Source organism: Rhodanobacter sp. MP1X3 (assembly GCF_014207165.1).
In the GTDB taxonomy this organism is placed as follows: domain Bacteria; phylum Pseudomonadota; class Gammaproteobacteria; order Xanthomonadales; family Rhodanobacteraceae; genus Rhodanobacter.
Genome location: NZ_JACHCO010000009.1, coordinates 48,092 through 73,166 on the forward strand (window position 1 = coordinate 48,092; position 25,075 = coordinate 73,166).

General features: G+C 60.6%; 16 protein-coding genes, 1 tRNA gene and 1 riboswitch. Of the genes, 12 read left to right on the forward strand and 5 right to left on the reverse strand.

Annotated elements, in window-relative coordinates:
- The first annotated feature begins 4 nt into the window (after window positions 1-4).
- A complete protein-coding gene (gene pstB / locus HDE79_RS19545; RefSeq protein WP_255483937.1) occupies window positions 5-775 on the forward strand; it encodes a phosphate ABC transporter ATP-binding protein PstB in 771 nt (256 codons plus the stop codon).
- Between the two features lie 104 nt (window positions 776-879).
- On the forward strand, window positions 880-1,605 hold the full coding sequence (gene phoU, locus HDE79_RS19550; protein WP_184604575.1) for a phosphate signaling complex protein PhoU: 726 nt from the start codon (window positions 880-882) through the stop codon (window positions 1,603-1,605).
- Window positions 1,606-1,736: 131 nt separating this feature from the next.
- Here phoU and HDE79_RS19555 read toward each other — a convergent pair whose 3' ends face one another.
- From HDE79_RS19555 to rnr, 3 genes are read right to left on the reverse strand one after another with little or no spacing between them, the layout of a single operon-like run.
- The gene (locus HDE79_RS19555) at window positions 1,737-2,030 is read right to left on the reverse strand and encodes a hypothetical protein (RefSeq protein ID WP_184604577.1); all 294 of its coding nucleotides are present in this window, start codon (window positions 2,028-2,030) and stop codon (window positions 1,737-1,739) included.
- Window positions 2,027-2,773: a 23S rRNA (guanosine(2251)-2'-O)-methyltransferase RlmB gene (gene rlmB / locus HDE79_RS19560; RefSeq protein ID WP_184604578.1), complete on the reverse strand. Its 747-nt coding sequence runs from the start codon at window positions 2,771-2,773 to the stop codon at window positions 2,027-2,029. Before rlmB ends, HDE79_RS19555 begins: the two co-directional genes overlap by 4 nt.
- Window positions 2,770-5,508: a ribonuclease R gene (gene rnr / locus HDE79_RS19565; protein WP_184604580.1), complete on the reverse strand. Its 2,739-nt coding sequence runs from the start codon at window positions 5,506-5,508 to the stop codon at window positions 2,770-2,772. The genes rlmB and rnr overlap by 4 nt, the downstream gene beginning before the upstream one ends.
- A 132-nt stretch (window positions 5,509-5,640) precedes the next feature.
- On the opposite strand from rnr, the gene HDE79_RS19570 reads away from it, so the two are divergent.
- Window positions 5,641-5,727: transfer RNA gene (locus HDE79_RS19570), tRNA-Leu, on the forward strand.
- Between the two features lie 106 nt (window positions 5,728-5,833).
- The gene (locus HDE79_RS19575; protein WP_184604582.1) at window positions 5,834-6,298 is read left to right on the forward strand and encodes a nuclear transport factor 2 family protein; all 465 of its coding nucleotides are present in this window, start codon (window positions 5,834-5,836) and stop codon (window positions 6,296-6,298) included.
- A gap of 14 nt (window positions 6,299-6,312) precedes the next feature.
- Here the strand turns inward: HDE79_RS19575 and HDE79_RS19580 are convergent, their stop codons facing one another.
- Window positions 6,313-6,543: a hypothetical protein gene (locus HDE79_RS19580; protein ID WP_255488522.1), complete on the reverse strand. Its 231-nt coding sequence runs from the start codon at window positions 6,541-6,543 to the stop codon at window positions 6,313-6,315.
- A gap of 1,104 nt (window positions 6,544-7,647) precedes the next feature.
- Between HDE79_RS19580 and HDE79_RS19585 the strand changes: the two genes are divergently transcribed.
- From HDE79_RS19585 to HDE79_RS19620, 8 genes are all read left to right on the forward strand, one after another.
- Window positions 7,648-10,629, forward strand: coding sequence for a TonB-dependent receptor (locus HDE79_RS19585; RefSeq protein ID WP_184604584.1), 2,982 nt, complete (start codon window positions 7,648-7,650; stop codon window positions 10,627-10,629).
- A gap of 150 nt (window positions 10,630-10,779) precedes the next feature.
- Complete coding sequence (locus tag HDE79_RS19590) at window positions 10,780-12,594, forward strand: beta-galactosidase (RefSeq protein WP_184604833.1); 1,815 nt, start codon at window positions 10,780-10,782, stop codon at window positions 12,592-12,594.
- 95 nt (window positions 12,595-12,689) lie between these two features.
- A complete protein-coding gene (locus HDE79_RS19595) occupies window positions 12,690-14,066 on the forward strand; it encodes an APC family permease (RefSeq protein ID WP_184604586.1) in 1,377 nt (458 codons plus the stop codon).
- Entirely contained in the window at window positions 14,045-14,974 is a 930-nt protein-coding gene (locus HDE79_RS19600) for a carbohydrate kinase family protein (RefSeq protein WP_255488523.1), read from the forward strand. The genes HDE79_RS19595 and HDE79_RS19600 overlap by 22 nt, the downstream gene beginning before the upstream one ends.
- Window positions 14,971-16,395, forward strand: coding sequence for a 6-phospho-beta-glucosidase (locus HDE79_RS19605; protein ID WP_184604588.1), 1,425 nt, complete (start codon window positions 14,971-14,973; stop codon window positions 16,393-16,395). The genes HDE79_RS19600 and HDE79_RS19605 overlap by 4 nt, the downstream gene beginning before the upstream one ends.
- A gap of 269 nt (window positions 16,396-16,664) precedes the next feature.
- Window positions 16,665-16,779: riboswitch (glycine riboswitch) on the forward strand.
- Between the two features lie 39 nt (window positions 16,780-16,818).
- On the forward strand, window positions 16,819-19,767 hold the full coding sequence (gene gcvP / locus HDE79_RS19610) for an aminomethyl-transferring glycine dehydrogenase (RefSeq protein WP_184604590.1): 2,949 nt from the start codon (window positions 16,819-16,821) through the stop codon (window positions 19,765-19,767).
- A gap of 198 nt (window positions 19,768-19,965) precedes the next feature.
- Window positions 19,966-21,006, forward strand: a complete 1,041-nt coding sequence (locus HDE79_RS19615; RefSeq protein WP_184604592.1) for a hypothetical protein — start codon at window positions 19,966-19,968, stop codon at window positions 21,004-21,006.
- A gap of 156 nt (window positions 21,007-21,162) precedes the next feature.
- Complete coding sequence (locus HDE79_RS19620; protein WP_184604593.1) at window positions 21,163-23,265, forward strand: catalase; 2,103 nt, start codon at window positions 21,163-21,165, stop codon at window positions 23,263-23,265.
- 68 nt (window positions 23,266-23,333) lie between these two features.
- Here the strand turns inward: HDE79_RS19620 and HDE79_RS19625 are convergent, their stop codons facing one another.
- Entirely contained in the window at window positions 23,334-24,929 is a 1,596-nt protein-coding gene (locus tag HDE79_RS19625; protein ID WP_184604595.1) for an inorganic phosphate transporter, read from the reverse strand.
- Window positions 24,930-25,075: the final 146 nt, after the last annotated feature.

Here is a 25,075-nt window from a genome sequence, read left to right on the forward strand (position 1 = left end):
GACCATGGCCGCGCCGCTGGCTGACACCAAGATCACAGTGCGCAACCTGCACTTCTACTACAACGGTTTCCATGCGCTGAAAGGCATCAACATGGATATACCGGAGAAGAAAGTCACCGCGATCATCGGTCCTTCCGGCTGCGGCAAGTCAACGTTGCTGCGCATCTTCAACCGCATCTACGCGATCTATCCCAAGCTCGAGGCCAAGGGTGACATCGTGCTCGACGGCGAGAACATTCTCGATCCGGGCTATTCGATGAATCGCCTGCGCAGCAAGGTCGGCATGGTGTTCCAGAAGCCGGTGCCGTTTCCGATGACCATCTTCGAAAACGTGGCTTACGGCATCCGCCATCACGAAAAGCTGTCCAAGTCCGACATGGAAGGTCGTGTGGAGCAGGCGCTGCGCAGCGCTGCGCTCTGGGATGAGGTGAAGGACAAGCTCAAGCAGAATGCGCTCGGCCTCTCCGGCGGCCAGCAGCAGCGCTTGTGCATTGCCCGCGCGATCGCACTGAAACCCGAAGTACTGCTGCTGGACGAGCCGACGTCAGCGCTCGATCCGATCGCCACCAGCCGCATCGAACAACTGGTCGAAGAGCTGAAAAGCGAGTTCACCATCGTCATCGTGACGCACAATATGCAGCAGGCGGCCCGTTGTTCCGATCTCACCGCTTTCATGTACATGGGTGAGTTGATCGAGTTCGACAACACCGAAAAAATCTTTACCAAGCCCGGCAAAAAGCAGACCGAAGATTACATCACCGGCAGATTTGGCTAAGTCGAAACAGTCCCTCTTCCTCGCGGGGAAATCCCTCACAGGAACAGGTTTGAGTGAGACGCTAGCCGGCTCGCACTCGATACTCGAAGCATGAGAGAACACCTATGAGCAGCACTGGCAAAGAACACATCATCAAGAGCTACGACGGCGAATTGACACGGCTCACTGGCGAAATCGTGCGCATGGGCGAGTTGTCGGTGAGCCAACTCGAAGCAGCCATCGACGTGATCGACCGTCGCGATGAGCGCGCCGCGCAGCGCGTGGTTGGCAATGACGACGCGATCGACCAGCTCGAACAGGAAATAAGCCATGACGTGGTGCGCCTGCTGGCGCTGCGCGCGCCGATGGCCGGTGACCTGCGCAACGTGTTTGCAGCACTGCGTATCGCCGCGGATATCGAACGCATCGGCGACTACGCCGCCAATGTGGCCAAGCGCTCGATCCCGCTGTCGATGGTGGCGCCGGTGGCGCCCACGGCCGGCCTGGGCTACTTGGCCGAACTTGCCGCCACGGAAGTACGCGACGTGCTGCTTGCCTATCGCGACCAGAATGCCGAGAAGGCTTATCAGGTGTGGAAGGACGACGCCGAACTCGACGATGCCTATACCGGCTACTTCCGCCAGTTGCTCACCTACATGATGGAAGATCCGCGCAATATCACGCCATGCACGCATCTGCTGTTCATGGCCAAGAACATCGAACGGATCGGCGATCACGCCACCAACATCGCCGAGAACGTGTGGTTCCAGGTCACCGGCGAGCCGCTGAACAAGCAGCGCACCAAGCGCGATTTCACCTCGAATCCCGAACTCGGCAAGCTTGGCGAGTAAAAAATAACGCACTGTGCGTTGCTTTGCCTGAATCCAAAAAGGAAGCGCCTGATGTGCTTCCTTTTTGTTTTAGCTGGCCGATAAAGGCCATCCATGTCACCAACGGAATATTGATCAGCTGAGTCGATGAACTACCACAGCGGCAAAGTGCGACCCTCTTCACGCGCACGCTTGCGCAGGCGCGTGCCGTGCACAATGCCGAATACGCCGATGATGATCCATGCCAGCTCCATCAGGAACGCCGGCCAGTTGACCGGACCCAGTCCAAACACCAGCGACAGAATCACCCCGAGCGCACCCAGCACATTCAATAACTGGTAGATAAGGCCGTTGCCGCGGATCTTGTGCACCTGCAACAGCAAGTAGGCAAGCAACACGAAAAAAACACCGATGTAACCGACCCAGTCATGCCAGAAAAGATTCATTTCACTGCACTCCGTTGACGCAAGGCCTCGAATAAAACCACACCGGTAGCGACAGATACGTTAAGACTTTCCATCGTGCCCGGCATCGGAATCTTCGCCACGAAATCGCACAGTTCACGGGTCAGGCGACGCATACCCTCGCCTTCGCTGCCAAGGACGATAGCCACCGGTCCCTTGAAATCAACCGCGTAAATCGATGTCTCCGTCTCGCCGTCCAGACCGGTGATCCAGACACCTGCGTCCTTCAGCTCGCGCAGCGTACGCGCGAGATTGGTCACCGCAATCAGCGGCACACGATCGGCGCCGCCGGCCGAGGCACGCCGCACCACGGGAGTAAGGCCGACAGCACGATCCTTCGGCACGATCACGGCCGTCACCTTGGCGGCGGCCGAGCTGCGCAGGCAAGCACCGAGATTGTGGGGATCGGTCACCCCATCGAGCACCAGCACCAGCGTATTGCTGCCGTCGCGCTCCATCAGTGCCGCCAGGTCATTCTCATGCGCCATTGGCGGCGCCTCATACAGGGCCGCCACGCCCTGGTGGCGAGCCTCCCCAGCCAGCTTGTCCAGTTGCTCGCGCGGACGATGGTTGACCGTAATCTTCAGCGCCTTGGCGCGCTCGGCCAGCTCCAGCACGCGCGCATTGCGCTGTCCCTGCTCGATGACCAGCTCGCGCACACGCTCCGCATCGTTACTCAGTGCACCTTCGACCGGGTTGATCCCGACGATCCAGCTCTCACTCATGGTTTGCCTTTCGGTTTCGGTTTACGCGGGCCGCGCTTGCGATTGCCGCTCGATGGGGTTGATGCAGGAGCAGGCGCGGCGTGGCTGGATCGGCTCTGCCCCTTGCCGCGACTCGGTCCGCTCGATCGATTCGACGCTGAATCGGCAGGAGCTGATCCACGGCGCGGGCGATTGCCGGACTCGGCAGGTCTGGTAGACGAGTAAGAACGCGTCGGCGGCAAGTTATCGCCATGTCCGCTGCGCACGGGCGCTTCCGGAACCTCGGATTCCTTGCGGCCGAAAGCGCGGCCGATGGCCTTGGCCGCACGGCCAAACATGCCCTGCGCTTTCGCTTCAGCTACAGGCTTCTTCGGCAAGGAATAACGCTCGCCACTCGCTGCGTAGTTGTACGCCTTGCCAGGTGCCTGGGCTGGAGCTGCAACAGCTCGCGTAGGTACCAATCTGAAATCGATCTTGCGATCTTCCAGACTCGCACGCAGCACCTGCACGCGCACATGATCGCCGAGACGGAACTGCGTGCCGGTGCGCTCGCCTTTCAGCAGTTTGCGGATCGCATCGAAGTGGTAGTAGTCGTTGGCAAGCTGGCTGATGTGCACCAGACCCGACACCTTTGACTCGTCCAGCTCCACGAACAGGCCGAACGAGGTCACGCCGGTCACCACACCTTCGAACTCGCTGCCGATGTGCTTTTCCATCCACGCGCACTTGAAACGCTCGTCAACATCGCGCTCGGCCTCTTCGGCACGGCGTTCGCGCTGCGAACAGTGAATTGCCATCGCCGCCATTTCGGCTGGACTATAGCTGTAATCGCTGGGTTTGCCGTTGGTCAGCGCGTAGCGAATGGCACGGTGTACCAGCAGATCGGGATAGCGACGAATCGGCGAGGTGAAGTGTGCATAAGCCGTCAGCGCCAGGCCAAAATGACCTCGGTTATCCGGCTGATACGCCGCCATGCTTTGCGAGCGCAACAGCACCGACTGGATCAGTTCGCGCTCGGGGCGATCCTTCACCATGCGCAGCACTTCAGAGAAGTCCGCTGGTGTGACGCGATCGACCGACGGCATGCTGAGTTTGAACTCACGCAGGAACTGCTGCAGATCTTCGTATTTCTCTGCCGGCGGCGGCTCATGCGCACGGAACAACGCAGGGATTTTCTTCTTCTCCAGGAACAGCGCTGCCTGTACGTTGGCGGCGATCATGCATTCCTCGATCAGCTTGTGCGCGTCGTTGCGCTCGGTCGCGCCCATCGACTCCACGCTGCCGGTCTGGTCGAGACGGAACTTCACTTCCGGCGTTTCAAAGTCGATCGCGCCACGCCGCTTGCGTTGCGCCACCATCGCCTTGTACAGCGCGTGCAGATTTTCCAGCTGCGGCAGCACGTCGGCGACTTCCTGCAAAGCATCTTCTTCGCGCAATCCCACCGCCTGCCAAACCTTGTCGTAAGTCAGTCGTGCGTGCGAACGCATCACGGCGTCATAAAACTTCGACTTGACTACATTGCCTTCGGCATCGACCTGCATGTCGCAGACCATGCACAGCCGCTCGACCTTGGGGTTCAACGAACAGATGCCGTTGGACAGTGTCTCCGGCAGCATCGGCACCACGAACCCAGGGAAGTACGTCGAGGTGCTGCGCTCGTACGCTTCCTTGTCCAGTGCGCTGCCCAGGCGCACGTAGTGCGAAACATCGGCAATCGCCACGATCAGGCGGAAGCCACCGCCACGCTTGGGCTCGGCATACACCGCATCATCGAAGTCGCGCGCGTCGGCGCCATCGATCGTCACCAGCGGCAGCGAGCGGATATCCGTACGGCCCTCGCGCTCGGCAGCACTGACTTCGGGCTCGACCTGCGCGGCATCGCGCAGCACTTCTGGCGGCCATTCGTGCGGCAGGTCGTGGCTGGCAATAGCCATCTCCACCACCAGTGACGGCTGCAGACGTTCGCCCAGCACCGCACGGATCGCACCCTTCGGACCGCGTTGAGCGGTCGGCGGATCGGTGATTTCGACCACCACGATCTGACCCGTAGTAGCACCCTGCTCTTCGCCGGGCTTGATCATCACTTCCTGATGGATACGTCGGTCGTCCGGCGTCACTGAGGTCACGCCGTTCTCGACGATCACGCGGCCGACCAGCCGCGATGAGCGGCGCTGCAGCACTTCGGCAATCGCGCCCTGGCGACGACCGCGACGATCGATACCGACAACGCTGGCCAGCACGCGATCGCCGTGCATTACGGCGCGCATCTGCTGTGGCGAGAGATACAGGTCATCGCCACCCGCGTCGGGACGCAGAAAGCCGTAGCCCTCGGCATTGGCGATCACCACGCCGGCGATCAGATCGAGCTTCTGCGTCGGCGCATAGCCGCCGCGACGCCCCAGCAGCAGCTGGCCGTCACGCACCATCGCGCCGAGCCGCTTGCGCAGCGCCTCGAGATCGGTCTCATCGAAGATTTCCAGCGCCTCGGCAATGCGCGCCTCAGTCAACAACTCACCGCGCTCCTCGAGCAACGCAAGAATCGCCTCGCGGCTGGGAATCGGGTGCTCGTACTTCTGTGCTTCGCGCGCCGCATGCGGATCACGCGCGGCAACGCCGGAAGCCTTGTTGCGCGGTTTCGATGGGCCGCTGGTGCGCGGGGCTCGTCCGGCAGGTTTCGCCCGGCCTTTGGTCGGGCCGGAGTCCTGTCCGTTTCCGGCCTGGCCCTTGCCGGACTGGGGGGGTGTTTTTCTGGTCACTAAAATACCTTGAGGTGTTCGCGCTGCGAAGGATGACACGACGCGATGAATAGGGTGAAAAAGAGTTGACAAGCCACCGGCAGGTGCCTACATTACGCGGCTCACGCAGCTTGTACAGCCGGGTGACACCCTGCCCGGGTGGCGGAATTGGTAGACGCACTAGCTTCAGGTGCTAGCGGGGGCAACTCCGTGGAGGTTCGAGTCCTCTCCCGGGCACCAATTGTAAACGAAGGCCGCCCCACAAAGGCGGCCTTCGTCTTTTGGGCGATCGGCTGGCGGGCCAATCAGCGATACGATAAGAACTTCTGCTCAACGGAGTTCGACCATGTCACGTCCGCCGCTGCCACCTTTCACCGAAGCCACGGCGATCCAGAAAGTGCGCATGGCCGAAGACGCGTGGAACGGCCGCGACCCCGCCAAGGTTGCACTGGCATATACGCCCAACAGCCAGTGGCGCAACCGCGCGGAGTTCATCAACGGCCGCGAAGCCATCGAAGCGTTTCTGGCACGCAAATGGGCGAAGGAGCTCGACTACCGCCTGACCAAGGAACTGTGGACCTTTGCCGGCAACCGCATCGCCGTGCGCTTTGCCTACGAATACCACGACGACAGCGGCCACTGGTTTCGCGCTTATGGCAACGAGAACTGGGAATTCGACGAAGAGGGCTTGATGCAGCGTCGTCTGGCCAGCATCAACGAACATCCCATTGCCGAGGCGGATCGCAAGTTTCACTGGCCGCTGGGTCGTCGGCCGGATGACGCGCCCGAACTGAGCGCATTGGGCCTGTAAAAACCCGTGACGTTCTAGATGGTCGCCGGACCTTTCAGTTCGATCATATTGCCCTGCGGATCGAACAGGTAGATCGACGGACCCTCACCTTCCGCACCGTATCGCGATCCCACCTCGCCGATGCGCACACCATGCGTCGCGCGATGCGCCAGGATCGATGCTTCGTCGTAATTCTGCACACGCAGACAAACGTGATCCACATTGTGGGCGTCGCTCTCCCGGCGCGACGCCTCCAAAGCGTCCAAGCTTGCCGTCAATGCTGATGCAAATAGCCCGTACCGGAGACATTTTCCCGCATGCAGGATGATTGCGCTGATGCCATCGGCGAAATCACGAGCGCAATGACCAGCATTTTTACGGTAAGTAGAAAGCTCGCTTTCAACTGCACGAATATCCTCTTGAAATCGAATATCTATTCAGTATTGGCCCGAGGAGTGTCTGGTCTTTTCAGCACAAGCGGCAGTGCGTAGCACCGGCAACGCTGGCTGCCTTGGCAAGCCGCGCGCTGCCGCCTGTAGGTCTTGGAGACACCACCTCATATCTCTGTTTCCATTCCCTGTTTCTATCGGTTGGGCCGGTTCTGCCTAGGTTGAATAGCTCAGACCATCCCGGGGATTTACCGGGCACACGAACATTTTCAACGACGGATCGGAAGCAAACAAACCCGCAATGACAGTGCCGATGACTATAAGCCAGTGTTGCGGTACATCTGCAAACGTCTGACATACAAACGGCCGGCATGCTCGCAGCGAACCGCGCGCCAGCCGACATGGAGCGAATCCCAGAACAAGCATCATCTCTTCGATCGGCATTTACCGACCTATCGCTGATAGAAAGTAAGCAGTTGACGCGCGTCCGCCGTATGCGGTATGACTACGCTGCCACCGCGGTATCGTCTTATCGACATGCCGGGGTGGTAACTCGCTAGCCCGAATCTTTCTGCAACAGGAATTCGGGCTCGTGGAAACCCTGGGGATACAGCTACATGAGCTGCCAAAGTTCAACCACCACGAACTTGAGCCGCGTGCCCGCGAACGAACGGCGGCGTACGCCTTTTGCAGCCATCAAAGTTTCCATTCGTATCCGCGCCAAGCTGAGCGCCCTGCGCTCGCGCTCGAAATGCCTGGCAGGCTATTCCCCACCGATCGGACCCTTGCGCGCAACTGTTTGATCTGATCGGCGCCTGCGAAAACAGCGACGCTTGAACGTGTCACCGCGTGCCTGTGCACGCGTGACAAGCGCTGACTGTCATGAGCTGAAGACTGGCCAACCGCTCGGAATGAACAGTGGATCGGACAACTGACGTTTACGTCGTTGCTCTTCGACACTTTCCAGCAGGGGAAACACGCATGCAAAGCAAGAACTATCCGAGCAGGAAATTCCTGTCACGCACCATTCTGGCCGCACTGGGTGGCGTTCTGGCATCGACGCCGTTAATCGCGGGTACGCTGACGGGACAGGTGCATCAGGGCTCATCCGGGCAGCCGCTGGCGCGCGTCCTGGTGAGCCTTGCCGGCACGCCTTACAAGGCCGAATCCGACGCAGCGGGACACTTCGTGATCAACGGCGTGCCTGCCGGCAAGTACAGCATGGTCTCGAACCTTGCCGGCTTCGAGGAAGTCACCACACCAGTGGAGGTCGCCAAGAAGGAAACGGCAGCGCTCACGGTAAATCTCACGAAAGCGACCACCTTCAACTTGAAAGCCGTCACCGTGGTGCGCAATCGTTACGATGCGGGCCGCATGCAGATGGACGCGACCAATACGGTGGACGTCCTGTCTGCGAACGACCTGCAGCATACCGCCGTGCACAACGTCGCCGAGGCACTCGGATTGATGGCTGGCGTCAATGTGACGACGACCGGTACCGGCTATTTCGGCGGCATCGATGGTGCCGCTCGCGGCGAAGGCATGTTCGTTTCGGTACGCGGCCTGCCCTCGGAATACAACGTCAATCTGATTGATGGCGTCGATGTGGCCCAGGGTATGCCCTATAGCCGAAGCGTCCAGCTAAGCCTGCTGCCACCCTCTGGACTGCAGACCATCGTGTTGAACAAGACCTCGACCGCCGACATGGACGGCGACGCGATCGGTGGCACGATAGACTTCCGAACACCGAGCGCGTTCGATTACAAGCAAGACAGCAGCGGTAGCATTACCGTCAGCGGTCGCTCGGAAAGCCGCGCCCGCGACTATGGTGACAGCGGCCTGGGCGGCGGGTTGGCAGGCGAATTCCAGAGCAAGTTCGGTGCCGATAAACAGTTCGGCGTGTATGCCAGCGGCTATTACGACTACCGGGTTTTTGCCAACAGTGAAGTCGGCGCTGCGGAAAGCGCCTTGAACGATGGCTCCTGGGCGTTTTTGCATGCGAACCAGGACGGTACGAGCGCGCCAGGGTACGACCCGGCCCGCAACCTCACCAGCACCGGCTTGAATGTAGGCATCGCACCGGGTTACGAACGCCGCTATGGCGGCAGCGTCGCTTTCAACTGGAAGGTCGACGACACGCTTCAGGCGTATGCGCGAATGACCTATGCCTACGCGCTGACCGATCAGGACACTACCTATACGCAACTGCTTCCGGCGAACGTGACGTATGTGGCGGACGGAAATTCAGGAATTTACACGCCGAATATCGGGCGTATCGCCAACCGTTTCTGGTTCGAGACCAACCCCGAAAAAGCCGATCTGGCGACGTTTCAGTTTGGCGCGGACAAGACCGCGGGCGGCTGGACGATCTCGCCGAATATCTTTTACAGTTTCGGCGATAACGACCGGCCCGATCACGTTGAAATCGACGGCCGCGAGGACAAATATTCGCAGGCCAACTTCGCCTATGGCGGCAGCTCGATACTGGGTTACGGCGCCGACAACTTTCCCTACCCGCAGTTGACGTCCGGACTCCTGAACCAGGTCAACCATATTCCGTCGATGTACGCCAACGACTACGGCGAAGTGACCAAGATCTATTCGGGACAGAAAAAAGGCGGGGCCAAGATCGACTTCCATTACGACTTCACCGACGGCATCCTTTCGTCGATCCAGTTCGGCTTAAAGTACAGCGACAGTTCGCGCAAATTCACCGATCGGGACTGGTCCACCAGCGGCATCGACGACGGCACTACGACGTTGGGCGATCTGGGTATTTTCAACGGCTCGTACGCTTCGATCTTTCCGGGAAAATTCGACTGGAGCACGCCGAAGGTCAGCGAGTCGGCGGTCGCCAACCTGATCAGCCGCTACTTGCAACCGAGCGACCTGGACACCTGCAGCAGCCTGGCTATCAATAACTACAACTGCGACACGATGCGGGGCACCGAGGCCGTCAGCGCAGCCTATGCGATGGCGACGTTCCATTGGGATACGCTGGAAATCATCCCTGGCGTACGCTTCGAACATACGGCCATCCGCAATACCTTCTGGACCACGCCGACCGATGCGCAAGGCAACGAACTGCCCGGTTACTTCTCCAACAACCATACGGTTTACAACGAACCGCTGCCGAGCATCCTGCTGAACTATCGGCCCGATCCGAATACCGTCTATCGCGCATCGGTCTGGTACAGCTACACCCGGCCGGCCTTCGTCCAGTTGGGCGGCGGAGCGCAGATCGACACCTCCGATGGCGTGACGACCATCACCGAGGGTAATCCGAACCTCAAGCCCATCAAGTCCACCAATGTCGACCTTTCCGGCCAGTGGACGACCGACCACGGCGGGTTCGCCTCGCTCACGGGGTTCTACAAGGGCATCAGCAACTACATCTACGACAGCGGCGGCGGCCAGGCCAACTCCAATACCAGCGACAGCAATACTATCTTTTACAAGACGCCGAAAAACGGCGGCGATGGCAAAGTTTACGGACTGGAAGTCATGTTGCGTCAGAAGTTTGAAACCTTGCCATCGCCCTTCGACGGCCTGGGTGCGAGCGTCAACTACACGCAACAGCGCTCGAAGGTCGACCTGGGCAAAGTGGGCTTTTCCAGCCAGCGCATACAGGATGCCCCCGACGTCATGGCCAATGCGCAGCTGTTCTACGAGAAAAACGGTTTTTCGCTGGATCTGAGCTACCGCTACACCGGGTCGTACCTGTCGTCTTACGATTTTCTGAATCAGGGCGCGCCCTGGGACGACCTGTGGATACGGCCGCTGCGGCGTGTCGACCTGCACGCCGGTTACGAGTTCGACCACCAGTGGCGGGCAGATCTTTCGATCTCCAACCTCACCCGCAACTATAGCTACTGGGCGCATATAGGCAGGAACAGCCTGATCAATTCCGACATCGTCGACGCCGGAATGACAACCCTGCTCACCGTCAAGTATTCCTTCTAGCTAGGCAGAGCGTAGCCCGATGAATATCGAAGTCGCCGGCAGCCCGGCCGTTGCAACCCTCACCACGGCCGCATCGTGAGGCGACGTGACTTTCTCGGCCTGACCGTGCTCGCGCCGCTCGCGGCATGGGCATCGACGTTGCCTGCGGGCATGCGATCGTATGCGAAGAGTCAGGCCGAGCGGTTGCCCGATGGCGCGCCACACCGTTTCGCTTTTACCGATCGGCAGTTCGTGCTGGACGACCGGCCGATGCGGATATACAGCGGCGAGATGCATCCGTCGCGCATTCCAAGGGAACACTGGTTGCACCGTATTCGCATGGCCAAGGCCATGGGACTGAATACGATTTCGATATACCTGATGTGGAATTATCTGGAGAGTGAACCGGGCGTATTCGACCTGAGTTCGGGCAACCGCGACTTCACCGCCTTCATCAGACTTTGCCAGCAGGAACAGATGTGGGTCTATCTGCGGCCCGGGCCGTACATCTGCGGCGAATGGACCATGGGCGGGCTGCCGGCCTATCTATTGCGCGATCCGAACGTCAGCCTGCGCGATCGGCATGATGCCGGCTACATGGCCGGCGTGCAGCGTTATATCGATGCGGTGGCGCCCCGCATCGCCCCGTTGATGGTCGCCCGCGGCGGCCCGATCCTGATGTTGCAGGTCGAAAACGAGTACTCGATGTTCGCCAGTGACGTGGGCTACCTGGAAGCCATCCGAAATCTCTGGAAAGCGCATGGCATCGACGGGCCATGGACGGTATCCGATGGCTGGCCCGACCTGCAGCGCCGCCGCGCTTATCTTCCCGGCGCGGCGCTGGGGCTGGACGGCGCCACGCCGCCGGTATTGGCCCTTGGACATACCTTCGCCCACGAGGCGCCGGTCTGGGTCGGCGAATGTTATCCAGGCTGGATCACGCACTGGGGCGAGCGCCATTTCGCCCGGCGTGACTGCGTCAGCGCATTGCGCAGCATCATGTCACGCGGATACTCGTTCAACCTCTACGTGGTCCATGGCGGCACCAATTTCGGTTTGACGGCCGGAGCCAATGCCGACGACGACGGTTCGAATTTCCAGCCGGTGATCACCAGCTATGACTACGGCGCGCCCATCAATGAACAGGGCGATCCGACGCCGGCTTATTTCGCCTTGCGCAGGATGATCCTGGCGCAAGCGCCATCAAGGTCGATGCCAGTACCGGCACCAACGCCCAAGGCGGGCTTCGCCGATGCGCTGGCGCGGCCGCATGCTTCACTCTGGGACAACCTCCCCGCCACGCCGGCGAAGGTAACAAGACCGGTCGCCAACGAAATAGTGCTGGGCCAGGATCAGGGTCTGGTGCTTTACCGCAAGCGCACCGCTCGCGCCACGCAACTGCATGTCGACGGGGTCAGGGACTACGCCACGATCCACGTGGATGGCAAGGAGATCGGGCATGTGTCACGCATGCGGCATCCCAAGCTTCACACACGGCCTGATCATGCCCTGCCCGCCAGCACCGAGCGGCAGGACATGCTGCTGGAGATATTGGTGGACAGCTTCGGGCACGTGAACTTCGGTCCGCCGCTGGGCGATCGCAAGGGCCTGGTAGGAAACGTCCATCTCGATGGCGTATGTATCGAGGACTGGGAGGTCTACGGCCTCGCTCTCGACGACCAGCTGCCGGCGTCACTCAAACCGCTGCAGGCGCCGACCTTGCGCCCCGGACTGTTCTTTCTGGGCGAATTGCAGATGAACGCCAAGGGCGATACCTACCTGGACATGCGTGCATGGAACAAGGGATACGTCTGGGTCAACGGCCATCTGTTGGGTCGATACTGGCACATCGGTCCGCAGCAGAGTCTTTATTGTCCCGGCGAATGGCTGCATAGGGGCGTCAACCAGGTAGTCGTGCTGGATCTCCACCAGACCCTGCCGACAACGATCCATTGTGCCGATCGTCTGCTGCCGACCTTCGCATGACGCGGTCACGCACAGTCCCCGTCCGCCATCGCGGCGTACGCGCATCCATCGCGCAAGCTTCGTCGAGTTCCCTCGACGTCCAGGGGGCATGACACGTGTTGCAGCCCGCTCTTGAACCGCATACTGCATCAACCGCCCAGCCGGCCCCGCCGCGTGTCATTGGTTTCTGGGGCGGCCTGTCGGCCAACCTGCTGAACATGGTGGGAGTCGGCCCCTTCATCACGATCCCGCTGGCGCTCTCGGCACTGGCCGGTCCGCAGGTCTTGCTGGGCTGGATAGTGGGCGCACTGCTGTGCCTGTGCGACGGCATGGTCTGGGCCGAACTGGGTTCGGCCATTCCCGAATCAGGCGGCCCCTACCATTACCTGCGGGAGGCTTACGGACGCGAAAAAGCCGGGCAGCTGTTCGGCTTTCTGTATCTGTGGCAGACGCTGCTGACCGCACCCTTGTCGATCGGTTCGGCCGCGGTCGGTTTTGCGCAATACCTGGCGTTTCTGCTGCCTGGCATGACGCACTGGCAGCAGGTGCTGGCGGCCGCCCTGCTCTGCCTGTGCAACACCGCCGTGTTGTACCGGAAAATCGACTCGGTGCAGCACCTTTCGCTGCTGGTCAGCATGCTGGTGATCGGCGCCTGCGTGTGGATCGTGGGCAGCGGCCTGCTGCATTTCAATATGCGCTTGGCCATGGAGTTCATGCATACCACGACCAAGTCACCGAACGGGTTCTGGCTCGGGTTCGGCGCGGTGGCGCTGATCGCCGTCTACGACTACGGCGGCTACAACAATGTGTGCATGCTGGGTGGCGAAATAAAACGCCCGCGGCGAACCATTCCGCTGGCCGTGCTGTGTTCCATCCCTATCGTGGCGGTGCTCTATCTCGGGCTGAACATGGCCATCATCGGCGTTCTGCCCTTGCAGCAGGCCGCGCAATCCAAGGCCGTCGTGGCGGATTTCATGCAAGTGATCTACGGCCACTTGGGCAGCACCCTAGCGGTCATTCTCATCATCGTGGCCAGTTGGGCATCGGCACTGGTCGTGCTGCTGGGCTATTCGAGAGTACCGTTCGCGGCGGCCCGCGAGGGCCAGTTTTTCAGCGTGTTCGCAAGGCTCCATCCGAAAGGGCGGTTTCCGACGGTGGCGCTGCTGTTTACCGGCATCACGGCCGCCTTCGCCTGCCTGCTTTCGCTCGACGCACTGATCGCCACGCTGATGGTGATACAGATCATGTTCCAGTACATCGCGCAGTGTTTTGCCGTAGTCATCCTGCGGCGGCGAAAGGAACGCAACCCCGATACCTTCGCGATGCCGCTGTATCCCTGGCCGATCGTCATCAGCCTGATTGGCTGGCTGTACATCGCATTCACCAGTCCGTGGAGGTATGTGCTGGCGGGCGTCATCGCCCTGCTCGGCGGCAGCGTCATCTTTTTTTTGCAAGCATGGAGACAGAACACATGGCCATTTCGGCATCCATGAAAATTTGGGATGTCGCCGTAATTGGCGAAATTTATGCGGACCATATTTTCAGCGGTTTCGCCAGTTGGCCGCAGCCTGGTGAAGAAGTCGTCGCGGAAAGTTATCTACGCGAACTGGGCGGCGGCACGATAAATACCGCCTGCGGCTTGGCCCGGCTGGGGCGCAAGACGCGGCTGATCGGTTTGATCGGAGAAAACGACCGACCCTGGTTCGCGCAGCGACTGCAAGATTTCCATCTCGGCACCAGCGGACTGGTTTCCGATGCCACCGGCACGGGCGTTACCGTAAGCGTTTCGACTCGCGAAGATCGTTCTTTCTTCACCCATGTGGGCGCCAACCAGCATCTCGCTGCCCTGCTTGGCGACAGCGCTATCGTGGCCGAGCTATGCACCGCACGGCACGTGCATTTCGCCATGCCGCTGCCGCGTGAGCGAGCCGCCGTTGTGCTGCCACAGCTAAAGGCAGCGCACTGCACGACCTCACTCGACGTCGGTTTCAGTCCGGCATGGCTGGGCGATCCGGCGAATCGGGCCACGCTCGGGGAAATCGACTATTTCCTGCCCAATCAAAAAGAAGCCGCGCTGCTTGCCGGCAGTGAAAGCGAAGAAACATTCATTGCATGGGCACGGCAGCTCGGGCTCGATCATGCCGTCGTCAAGCTCGGCGACAAAGGCGCGCTCGCCGTCTACCCCGATGTCGTGCACTACGCGACCCCACCCGAAGTTACCGCCCTTGACACCACCGGCGCAGGCGATGCCTTCGATGCCGGGTTTATCGATGCGTTACTGGATGCCGAGCCGATCGACGGCTGCCTGCGTCGGGCCTGCATCTGCGGTGCGCTGTGCACCACCCAAGCGGGTGCCATCGAAGGGCTCCCGGATTCAACACGGCTAAGGAGCTATTTATGAGTACTTACACAGGACGTAAAGTCGCCCTGATCGGAGGCGGGAGCGTCCGCGCGCCCTTGGTGGTCTATGGCGTTAACGAGGTTTCCGAAGCGCTCGGCGCCGGAGAGATGGTGCTGTACGACCCCGATGCCGACCGTCTGCAAATCATGGTCGCGCTGGGCCAAGCCATCGTGACCGAGTTCGGCGGTAGCCTGCAGGTGCGCGGCGCCACCTCCCTCGAAGAGGCCATCGAGGGATCCCACTTCGTACTCAGCAGCATCCGCGTCGGCGGTATCGCCGGGCGCGCGTCCGACGAACTCGCGGCGATCGATAAAGGCTACTCGGGGCAGGAAACCACCGGACCGGCCGGCATTGCCATGGCGCTGCGCACGGTGCCGATCGCGATCGCGCAGGCGCGGCTGGTCGAACGACTCAGTCCCGACGCCTGGCTGGTCAACTTCACCAATCCCGCCGGCCTGGTCACACAGGCGGTGAGCACGCACACACGGGCCAGGATCGTCGGTATCTGCGACACCCCGACCGAGCTTTTTCACAATATCGCGCACGCGCTCGGCGCGGGCAGCGACGAGCTGGAATGCGACTATGTTGGACTGAACCACCTGGGATGGGTGCGCAGCGTGCGCTGGCGAGGCGAGGAAGTCATCGATCGCCTTCTCGGTGACAATGCCTTGCTGCGTAAGCTGTATCTGGCACCGCTGTTCGATTTCAAGATGATTCGCACCCTGCGGTTGATCCCTACCGAATACCTTTTCTTTTACTACGAGCGACAACGCGCACTGACCAATCAACGGGCGCAGGGATCCAGCCGCGGCACTGAAATCGAAAAGCTCAACCACGCGCTTGTCGGCGCGCTGAAAAGCCATCTGGGCAAGGGCGACGGCCACGGAGCCGTGCAAGCCTATGCGGCCTATCTCAACCAGCGATCGGGCTCGTATATGAAGCTGGAAGCCGAGGCCGGTTCGGCGTTCGATGAAGGAATGAGCCTGCAGGTGGACCCGTTCCGGGTCAGCTCGGGGTATCACCGCATTGCGATGGATGTGATGAGCGCGCTGACCGGCGCCAAGCCGGCAAAGATCGTCGTCAATACGCTCAACCAGGGCGCGATGCCCAGTTTGCCCGATGAGGATGTCGTGGAGATCGCCTCGGACATATCGCGCGATTCCATTATCCCATGCCCTACGCAAGCGCTGCCGGACGCGGTGCAAGGCCTGGTGCGATCCGTCAAGGCTTATGAGCGCGCGGCCATCGAGGCGGCGCTGAGCGGGGACTGGCTAACGGCACGCAAGGCGATGCTCATCCATCCGGCGATCGGCGAGTGGACGCCATCGGAAGACCTGCTGCAAGGATTGTTTGGCCACTGTGGCGATGATGGTGATAACCCCTGCCAGGGACCCGTTCATTGGCATGTCGCCAGGCCATGATCGATCAACGTATTGCGTAAGAGCCTGTTCATCCTCTCCACGTAGTCTGCACCGGGGAAATTTTGAACAGGCTCTGAGCGAACTCGGCCTTTAACCCATCGCACCGGACGCTCTGATGCAGCGACCGGCACGCTGGCGAATATCCTGCTGTGCTGTCTGTATAATCCATGGGGTAAACGCATGGTGGGAGAAGTGGGCGGCCCCGGAACGGGCTGTACCGCTGCCGAAGACGCAACGCCCGTAATCGCTCAGGCTCCTGTACCACCACGCGCAAACACTCTGGAGAGACCGGTTGAATCCGGCGCCGAAGGTGCACGAAACGCCGCGATCCTATCGATCGGTCGGCATTTCCAAACTCTCAGGCAAAAGGACAGAGGGGCGCCTACGTGCGGCACGGCACGTTGCCTTTGGATGCCTCCAGTCATGACCCAGTCCACCTCGTCTTTCTCTCGTACCCCTTCGTTGCGCGAGCTTGAGCATCATCACGCGTTTATCGAGCGCCATATCGGCCCCAACGATGCCGAGATCGCGCAGATGCTGCACGTCATCGGGCATGAATCGCTGGAAACGATGACCGATGCCATCGTGCCGGCTGCGATCAAATCGTCCGCGCCGCTGTCGCTGCCGCACGCGATCACCGAAGTCGAGGCACTGGCCAAGATCCGCGTCATCGCCAACAAGAATCAGGTGTTCCGCAGCTTTATTGGCCAGGGCTACTACGGCACCCATACGCCGAACGTCATCCTGCGCAACATCCTCGAGAATCCGGCTTGGTATACCGCTTACACGCCGTATCAGGCGGAGATCTCGCAGGGCCGCATGGAGGCGCTGATCAACTTCCAGACGTTGTGCGCCGACCTTACCGGCATGGAGATCGCCAACGCATCCCTGCTGGATGAAGCCACCGCCGCAGCCGAGGCGATGACCCTCGCCAAGCGTTCGTGCAAGTCCAAGTCCAACGTCTTTTTCGTGTCGCGCGGCGTGCATCCGCAGACACTCGAAGTGTTGAACACCCGCGCCGAGGCGATGGGCTTGGAGCTGCACATCGGTGAGGATACCGAAGCCGCCAGCGTCGATAGCTTCGGCGTGCTACTGCAGTACCCGAACACCTTCGGCCAGATCAACGACTACAAAGCGCTCGCGGATGCCACGCATGCGCGCGGCGGCCTGGTTGCCGTCGCCACCGACTTGCTTGCGCTGACCTTGATCGCCGCGCCGGGCGAATGGGGCGCGGATATCGTGGTCGGCAACTCGCAGCGCTTTGGCGTGCCGTTCGGCAACGGCGGCCCGCATGCGGCCTTCATGGCCTGTCGCGATGCGTACAAGCGTTCGATGCCTGGCCGTTTGATCGGCGTCTCCATCGATGCCGAAGGCAAGCCGGCGTACCGCCTGACCCTGCAGACACGCGAGCAACACATCCGCCGCGAGAAGGCCACGTCCAATATCTGCACCGCGCAGGTGCTGCTGGCGGTCATGGCGAGCATGTACGCCGTGTACCACGGTCCGGAAGGCCTCACCCGCATCGCCCGTCGCGTGCATCGCCTCAGCGCCATCCTGGCTGGTGCGCTGGGCAAGGCCGGCATTGCCGTGGGTCCGGATTTCTTTGACACGCTACATGTAGTAAACGTCGACGCCGACGTCATCCATGCCAAGGCGGAATCAGCGCATCTCAATCTGCGCCGCATCGATAGCAAGAGCCTGGGCATCAGCCTGGATGAAACCACTACACGCGAGGACGTGATCGCATTGGCCAAGCTGTTCGGCGCTGGCGTGGCTATCGATAACATCGACGCGCTCGACGCCGCCACCGACGACGCCCTGCCGGCCGGTCTGCGCCGTACCAGTGCGTTCCTCACGCACCCGGTGTTCAACACGCATCACAGCGAGCATGAAATGCTGCGCTACATGCGCACACTGGCCGACAAGGATCTGGCGATGGATCGCACCATGATCCCGCTGGGCAGCTGCACCATGAAGCTCAACGCCACCGCCGAGATGATTCCGGTCACGTGGCCCGAGTTCGGCAATATCCATCCGCTGGCGCCGTCCTCGCAGACACAGGGCTACACGCAGCTGATCGACAGCCTCGAGGCGATGCTGGTCGAGTGCACCGGCTATGACGCGGTGAGCCTGCAGCCGAATTCCGGCGCACAGGGCGAATACGCCGGCCTGCTGGCGATCCGTGCGTACCACCGTTCGCGCAACGAGGGCCATCGTGACATCTGTCTGATTCCCGAATCCGCGCACGGCACCAACCCGGCCTCCGCGCAGATGTGCGGCATGACGGTGGTGGTGACCAAGTGCGATGCGAACGGCAACGTCGACATCGACGATATCCGCGCCAAGGCCGAAAAGTATTCCGATCGTCTGGCCGCGCTGATGATCACCTACCCGTCCACCCATGGCGTATTCGAAGAAGACATTGTGGCGATCTGCGAAACCATTCATCAGCACGGCGGCCAGGTCTATACCGACGGCGCCAACATGAATGCGCTGGTCGGCGTGGCCAAGCCCGGCAAGTGGGGCTCGGACGTGTCGCACCTGAATCTGCACAAGACCTTCTGCATCCCGCATGGCGGTGGCGGCCCGGGCGTGGGACCCTGCGCAGTGAAATCGCATCTCGCTCCCTTCTTGCCCAAGACTGCCATTAGTGCCGACATCCTTGTCGGCGAAAATCAAGCAGCGTCCATCCATGGCCGCACTCCTGATAAGAGCTTCGGGGGCATGGTATCCGCGGCGCCCTTCGGATCGGCCTCGATCCTGCCGATTTCGTGGATGTACATCACCTTGATGGGCAGCGAAGGCCTGCGCAAGGCCACGCAGGTGGCGCTGCTCAACGCCAACTATGTGGCCAAGCGACTGGCCCCGCATTACGAGACGCTCTATACCGGCCGCAACGGTCTGGTGGCGCACGAGTGCATCCTCGACCTGCGTCCGCTGAAGGACGCCACCGGCATCGGTGCGGAGGACGTCGCCAAGCGTCTGATCGACTTCGGCTTCCACGCACCGACGCTGAGCTTCCCGGTGTCCGGCACGCTGATGGTCGAACCGACCGAAAGCGAGTCACAGCACGAGCTGGACCGCTTCATTGACGCGATGATCCAGATCCGCGAAGAAATCCGCGCCGTCGAGGAAGGCAAACTCGATCGCGAGGACAACCCGCTGAAGAATGCCCCGCATACGGCGACGGCCGTGTCGGCCAGCGAATGGACGCACGCTTACCCGCGCGAGCTGGCAGCCTTTCCGCTGCCCAGCCTGAAGCTGCAGAAATACTGGTCACCGGTAGCGCGAGTGGACAACGTTTACGGCGACAAGAACATCATGTGCGCTTGTATTCCCATCGATGCGTACAAGGAACAAGTGGAAGCCTGACGCCTCCTTGATCCTCCCGCTTGATAAAAGGCCTCGCCATGCGAGGCCTTTTTTTTGCCGCCATCTTTGTCGATCCGTACTTGCTCAGCTGCGCCCGACACGCCATGGATTTGTCCAGACGGAAACCACCACATTCAACCGTCTGTGGCGCCCGCATGGCACACGCCCGTTTTTGTCTTCGATGCTAGCTTTACCCGCATGATCGCGCGATGCCTGTTCATGTTCAGTGCCTTGTCGATACCGCTGCACGCGGTCGCGAGCGACACGCCGACAGCAGCCGTCGGCCTGCTTCGCAATGTTGTGTTCACCGACTATTCGCCGCTCTCGCGCAGTGCCGAACTGGCACGGCGCCTGTTGAGTCCGTTGAACGCGTTGCACGTACATCGGGAATCGATGCGCTCGAATCAGGCCATGCGCGAACAGCCTGTCGATCTCGCGCATGAAAGATTCGCCGTCTATGTACCTGCCAAGGTACCTCCACACGGTTATGCGCTGCTGGTATTCGTGCCGCCGTGGCAAGACGCCATCGTTCCTGCACCATGGATCGCGGCGCTGGATCGCCACGGTGTGATCTTTGTCAGCGCGGCAAATTCGGGTAATGACGCCAACCTTATCGATCGCCGCGAGCCGCTGGCCCTGCTTGCAGCGCAGAACATCATGCGACGCTATCCGATCGATCCGCAGCGGATTTACATCGGTGGATTTTCCGGCGGCTCACGGGTGGCCATGCGCGTTGCACTTGGCTATCCGGATCTGTTTCATGGAGTGCTGCTGGATGCCGGTAGCGATCCTATCGGCGAACAGATCCCGTTACCTCCGGCGGAATTGTTCCGACAGTTCCAGGACTCGACACGATTGGTCTATGTGACCGGTCAGCATGACGATGCCAATCTTGCCATGGATGTGCTTAGCCGAAAATCGATGCAGACCTGGTGCGTTTCAAATGTGGATATCGAGACGGCGCCATGGGCATGGCATGCACCCATCGATCCGGCAGTTCTGGATCATGCTCTGCATATGCTTGAGAAAGATACGCAACACAACCCGGACCAACTCGCCGATTGTCGCGCATACATCGAGAGGCAACTGACCGATCAACTGCAGCAGGTGACTACACTGCTTGCCAATGGCAGGCGCGATGACGCGCGGACCTTGCTCGACAAGATTGACGCCCATTACGGCGGACTGGCGGCGCCACGCAGCATCGAACTCGCGGAGAAAATCGATACACCGCCTTGATCAGCGATTGCGACATGCTCGATATCGATCGTGATCGTAAACCGGAACAGCGATTTCTTGCCAAGTAATCCACAGGGCATTCACCTTGTCAGGCATAACTTCGAGCCATCGCGCCCACTGCGCCGATCACTCACTATCGCGCACTGGAACAAAATCATGGCGAAGAAAAAACTCAACCCGTCGTCCTCGAAGTCTGCTAATGACAAAGCCACCCGCGACAATCGCGGTAACGGTGACGAGTTGCATCAGGTTGCCGGCGGCAGACATCCGCCATTGACCACCAACCAGGGCTTACCGCTATCGGACAACCAGAATTCCTTGAAGTCCAGTCCGCGCGGGCCGACGCTGCTGGAAGATTTCATCCTCCGCGAAAAAATTACCCACTTCGACCACGAACGCATTCCCGAACGTATCGTGCACGCGCGTGGTTCGGCAGCACATGGTTATTTCGAATTGACCAAGTCGCTGCGCAAATACACCACTGCGAAAATCCTCACCGAGACCGGTGTGAAAACCCCACTGTTCACGCGTTTCTCCACCGTGGCTGGTGGTGCGGGCTCGATTGATACGCCGCGTGACGTGCGCGGCTTCGCGGTGAAGTTCTATACCAAGGAAGGCAACTGGGATCTTGTCGGCAACAACATACCGGTGTTTTTCATCCAGGACGCGATCAAGTTTCCCGACCTGATCCACGCGGTAAAAATGGAACCTGATCGTGGATTTCCGCAGGCCGGTTCGGCGCACGACACGTTCTGGGATTTCATTTCGCTCACGCCCGAATCCATGCACATGATCATGTGGGCGATGTCCGATCGCGCCATTCCCCGCTCGCTGCGCATGATGGAAGGCTTCGGCATTCATAGCTTTCGTCTGCTCGATGCAGAACGCAAATCGACCTTCGTGAAGTTTCACTGGCGTCCCAAGCTCGGCCTGCAGTCCACCGTATGGGATGAAGCAGTCAAGCTCGCGGGAGCGGATCCGGACTTTCATCGACGCGATCTGTTCGAGTCGATCCAGGCCGGAGACTATCCCGAGTGGGAACTTGCCGTGCAGCTGTTCACTGAAAAAGAGGCCGATGCGTTTCCGTTCGATCACCTCGATCCGACCAAACTGATTCCGGAAGAACTCGTGCCACTGACCGTGATTGGCCGCATGGTACTGGACCGTTACCCGGACAATTTTTTTGCCGAAACCGAGCAGGTGGCGTTCTGCCCATCGCATGTTGTGCCGGGTATCGACTTCTCAAACGATCCGCTACTGCAGGGGCGGCTGCATTCCTACCTCGACACGCAGTTGTCGCGTCTGGGCTCACCCAATTTCCACCAGCTGCCGATCAACGCGCCAAAGTGTCCGTACGCCAACCAGCAACGCGATGGTCATATGCAGATGGAGGTGCCTAAAGGCCGCGTGAACTACGAACCGAGTTCGCTCGACCCAACTTCACCGCGCGAAAACCCGGCAGGTTTTCACAGCGCGGCCGTGGTGGACACGGACGGCGCCAAAGGCCGCATTCGCCCTGCAAGCTTCGCCGACCACTATAGCCAGGCACGCCAGTTTTTCCGCAGTCAGACCAAGTACGAGCAGGCGCATATCGCTTCGGCACTGGTCTTTGAGCTATCCAAAGTAGAAACCCTGCACGTGCGTGAAGCGGTCGTGGGACATCTTCGCCATATTGGCGAGGATCTTGCTCGTCGCGTCGCTGACGGTTTGGGGCTCGATGCTTTACCACCCGCTCCGGCCGCCGCCGTGAAGGCCGAAGAAAGCAAGGTATCGCCCGCACTGCAGATCATCGGCAAGATGAAAGACACGCTGAAAGGCCGCACGGTGGGCATACTCATTCACGATGGCTCCGATGCAACTACCATCAAGGCGCTGAAAACGGCCGTCGAGGCAGCGGGCGGTGCAGTCAAGCTGGTAGCCATCCACGTCGGTGGTATCAAGCTCAGCGATGGCAAGTCGATCGCCGCCGACGGTCAGCTGGCCGGCACACCTTCACTGGTATTCGATGCCATTGCCCTGGTGCTTTCCGATGCTGCCGGCAAGCAGCTCGCCAAAGTGGCCGCAGCAGTGGATTTCGCACGCGAAGCGTTTGGTCACCTCAAAGGTATCGCAGCCGATGAGGGAGCACAGGCCGTACTGAAGGCTGGCGGTATTGCCAAGGACGCCGGCGTCGTCGACACCAAAGATACCAAGGGCTTCATCAAAGCCGCGAAGACTCGGCAGTGGGATCGCGAGGCAAAGCTGCGCACGCTCGCCTGAACTTGAGACACGCTGGACCGGTAGTTGGCTCCGCACAAACGTGCAACACCGGTATCGGCCGCACAAGTTCAGAACACGTGGCGGAATGCCCAGAATAGACCGGCAGCCAGCGCAATGGAGACCGGCAGGGTCAACACCCATGCCAGCAACAGGCTGCGCACGGTGCTCCACTGCAGGCCAGAACCGTTCGCCACCATGGCGCCGGCAACGCCTGACGACAGCACATGCGTGGTACTCACCGGCAGACCAAAGCGATCGGCTGCGCCAATGGTAATCGCTGCCACCAGTTCCGCTGAAGCGCCCTGCGCATAGGTCAAGTGTTGCTTGCCGATACGCTCGCCGACGGTGCGCACGATGCGCCGCCAGCCCACCATGGTGCCCAGGCCCAACGCGATCGCCACCGCCACCTTGACCCAGGTTGGGATGAACTTGGTCGAGCGGTCAAGCAAGGTGTGGTAGTTGTCGAGCACCGCCTGATCCGCCGGCGCGAAGGCCGGCTGCTTGGTCTTGGCCATCAGGCGCAATGCCTCGGAGGTCAGATACATGTTGTTGCGCACGTTGTTGACCTGGGTCTGCGGAACGTCCGACAACGATGGGCTTTGCCCGGCCTGACTGCCGATGGTATCGGTCAACTGACGCACTGCCACCAAGGTCGTTGGTGTCACCTGATGGCTATTGATGTAATGCTCGATCTCGTCGCGCGGCGACGCCACCGGCGTGGCACCGGTGGTGTAATGACCCAGCACTTCACTGGCGTGATGCGCCACCGAGATAAAGGTTTGTGTCTCGCTCGGCGTCACGGTGCGGTTCAGCGCATAGGCTGCGGGCACCGTGCCGATCAGAATCAGCATAATCAGGCCCATGCCTTTCTGGCCGTCGTTGGAACCGTGGGCGAACGACACGCCGGTGCAGGTAAGAATCAGGATGCTGCGGATCCAGAACGGTGGCGGCTGCTCGCCCTTCGGCTCGGCATACAGCGCCGGCACGCGCACCAGCAGTTTCAGCGCGTAGAGCAGCAGCGCCGCGAAGACGAAGCCAACCACCGGCGATACCAATAGCGATTTGCCCACGTTCCAGGCCTGGCTCCAGTCGACGCTGCTGCTGGCCGCGCCGCCGTGCATCAACTGGTTCATCAGGCCTACGCCGATGATCGAGCCGATCAGCGTGTGCGAACTGGACGACGGCAGGCCAAGCGACCACGTACCCAGGTTCCAGATGATCGCGGCGATCAGCAGCGCAAACACCATCGCAAAGCCGACACCCGACCCCACGTTGAGCACGAGGTCGATCGGCAGCAACTGCAGAACCGCGAAGGCCACTGCACCGCTGGAGACCATCACACCGACGAAATTCCAGCCGCCCGACCAGACCACCGCAAAGCTCGCTGGCAGCGAGCGGGTATAGATCACCGTGGCCACTGCGTTGGCGGTGTCATGGAAGCCATTGACGAACTCGAAACCCAGCGCGATCAGCAGCGCGGTGGCCAGCAGGAAATAGCTCGTCGCCGTGCCGGACGGGATGATCGTCAGGTCGTGATTGAGCTGCACGCCCACGTAAATGGCGGCGATCAGCAGACACAGGCCAAAGATGCCGAACCCGAAAAGCCGTTGATTCGGTGATCCCTTCACGCTGTCGATCAGGTCGGAGCTGGTCGTGCTGTTCATGGTGGCGCACCGGTAGAGATGAGTCCCCCGACTTAAGCAGCCGAATATGACCTGCATATGTCATCCGTTGGTTTATCGATGCTTACCTCCATAAAACTGTCATGGTTCGAGCGTTTGCAACGTACACTGGCGCTTCGTCAGCCAGG

Excerpts from the sequence above, each read along its gene's own strand:
- HDE79_RS19555 (WP_184604577.1), bottom strand. The coding sequence starts at position 2,030 with ATGAATCTTTTCTGGCATGACTGGGTCGGTTACATCGGTGTTTTTTTC.
- HDE79_RS19615 (WP_184604592.1), top strand. The coding sequence starts at position 19,966 with ATGATCGCGCGATGCCTGTTCATGTTCAGTGCCTTGTCGATACCGCTG.
- gcvP (WP_184604590.1), top strand. The coding sequence starts at position 16,819 with ATGACCCAGTCCACCTCGTCTTTCTCTCGTACCCCTTCGTTGCGCGAG.
- HDE79_RS19620 (WP_184604593.1), top strand. The coding sequence starts at position 21,163 with ATGGCGAAGAAAAAACTCAACCCGTCGTCCTCGAAGTCTGCTAATGAC.
- rlmB (WP_184604578.1), bottom strand. The coding sequence starts at position 2,773 with ATGAGTGAGAGCTGGATCGTCGGGATCAACCCGGTCGAAGGTGCACTG.
- HDE79_RS19585 (WP_184604584.1), top strand. The coding sequence starts at position 7,648 with ATGCAAAGCAAGAACTATCCGAGCAGGAAATTCCTGTCACGCACCATT.
- HDE79_RS19590 (WP_184604833.1), top strand. The coding sequence starts at position 10,780 with ATGCGATCGTATGCGAAGAGTCAGGCCGAGCGGTTGCCCGATGGCGCG.
- HDE79_RS19575 (WP_184604582.1), top strand. The coding sequence starts at position 5,834 with ATGTCACGTCCGCCGCTGCCACCTTTCACCGAAGCCACGGCGATCCAG.
- HDE79_RS19600 (WP_255488523.1), top strand. The coding sequence starts at position 14,045 with ATGGCCATTTCGGCATCCATGAAAATTTGGGATGTCGCCGTAATTGGC.
- HDE79_RS19625 (WP_184604595.1), bottom strand. The coding sequence starts at position 24,929 with ATGAACAGCACGACCAGCTCCGACCTGATCGACAGCGTGAAGGGATCA.
- pstB (WP_255483937.1), top strand. The coding sequence starts at position 5 with ATGGCCGCGCCGCTGGCTGACACCAAGATCACAGTGCGCAACCTGCAC.
- HDE79_RS19605 (WP_184604588.1), top strand. The coding sequence starts at position 14,971 with ATGAGTACTTACACAGGACGTAAAGTCGCCCTGATCGGAGGCGGGAGC.
- phoU (WP_184604575.1), top strand. The coding sequence starts at position 880 with ATGAGCAGCACTGGCAAAGAACACATCATCAAGAGCTACGACGGCGAA.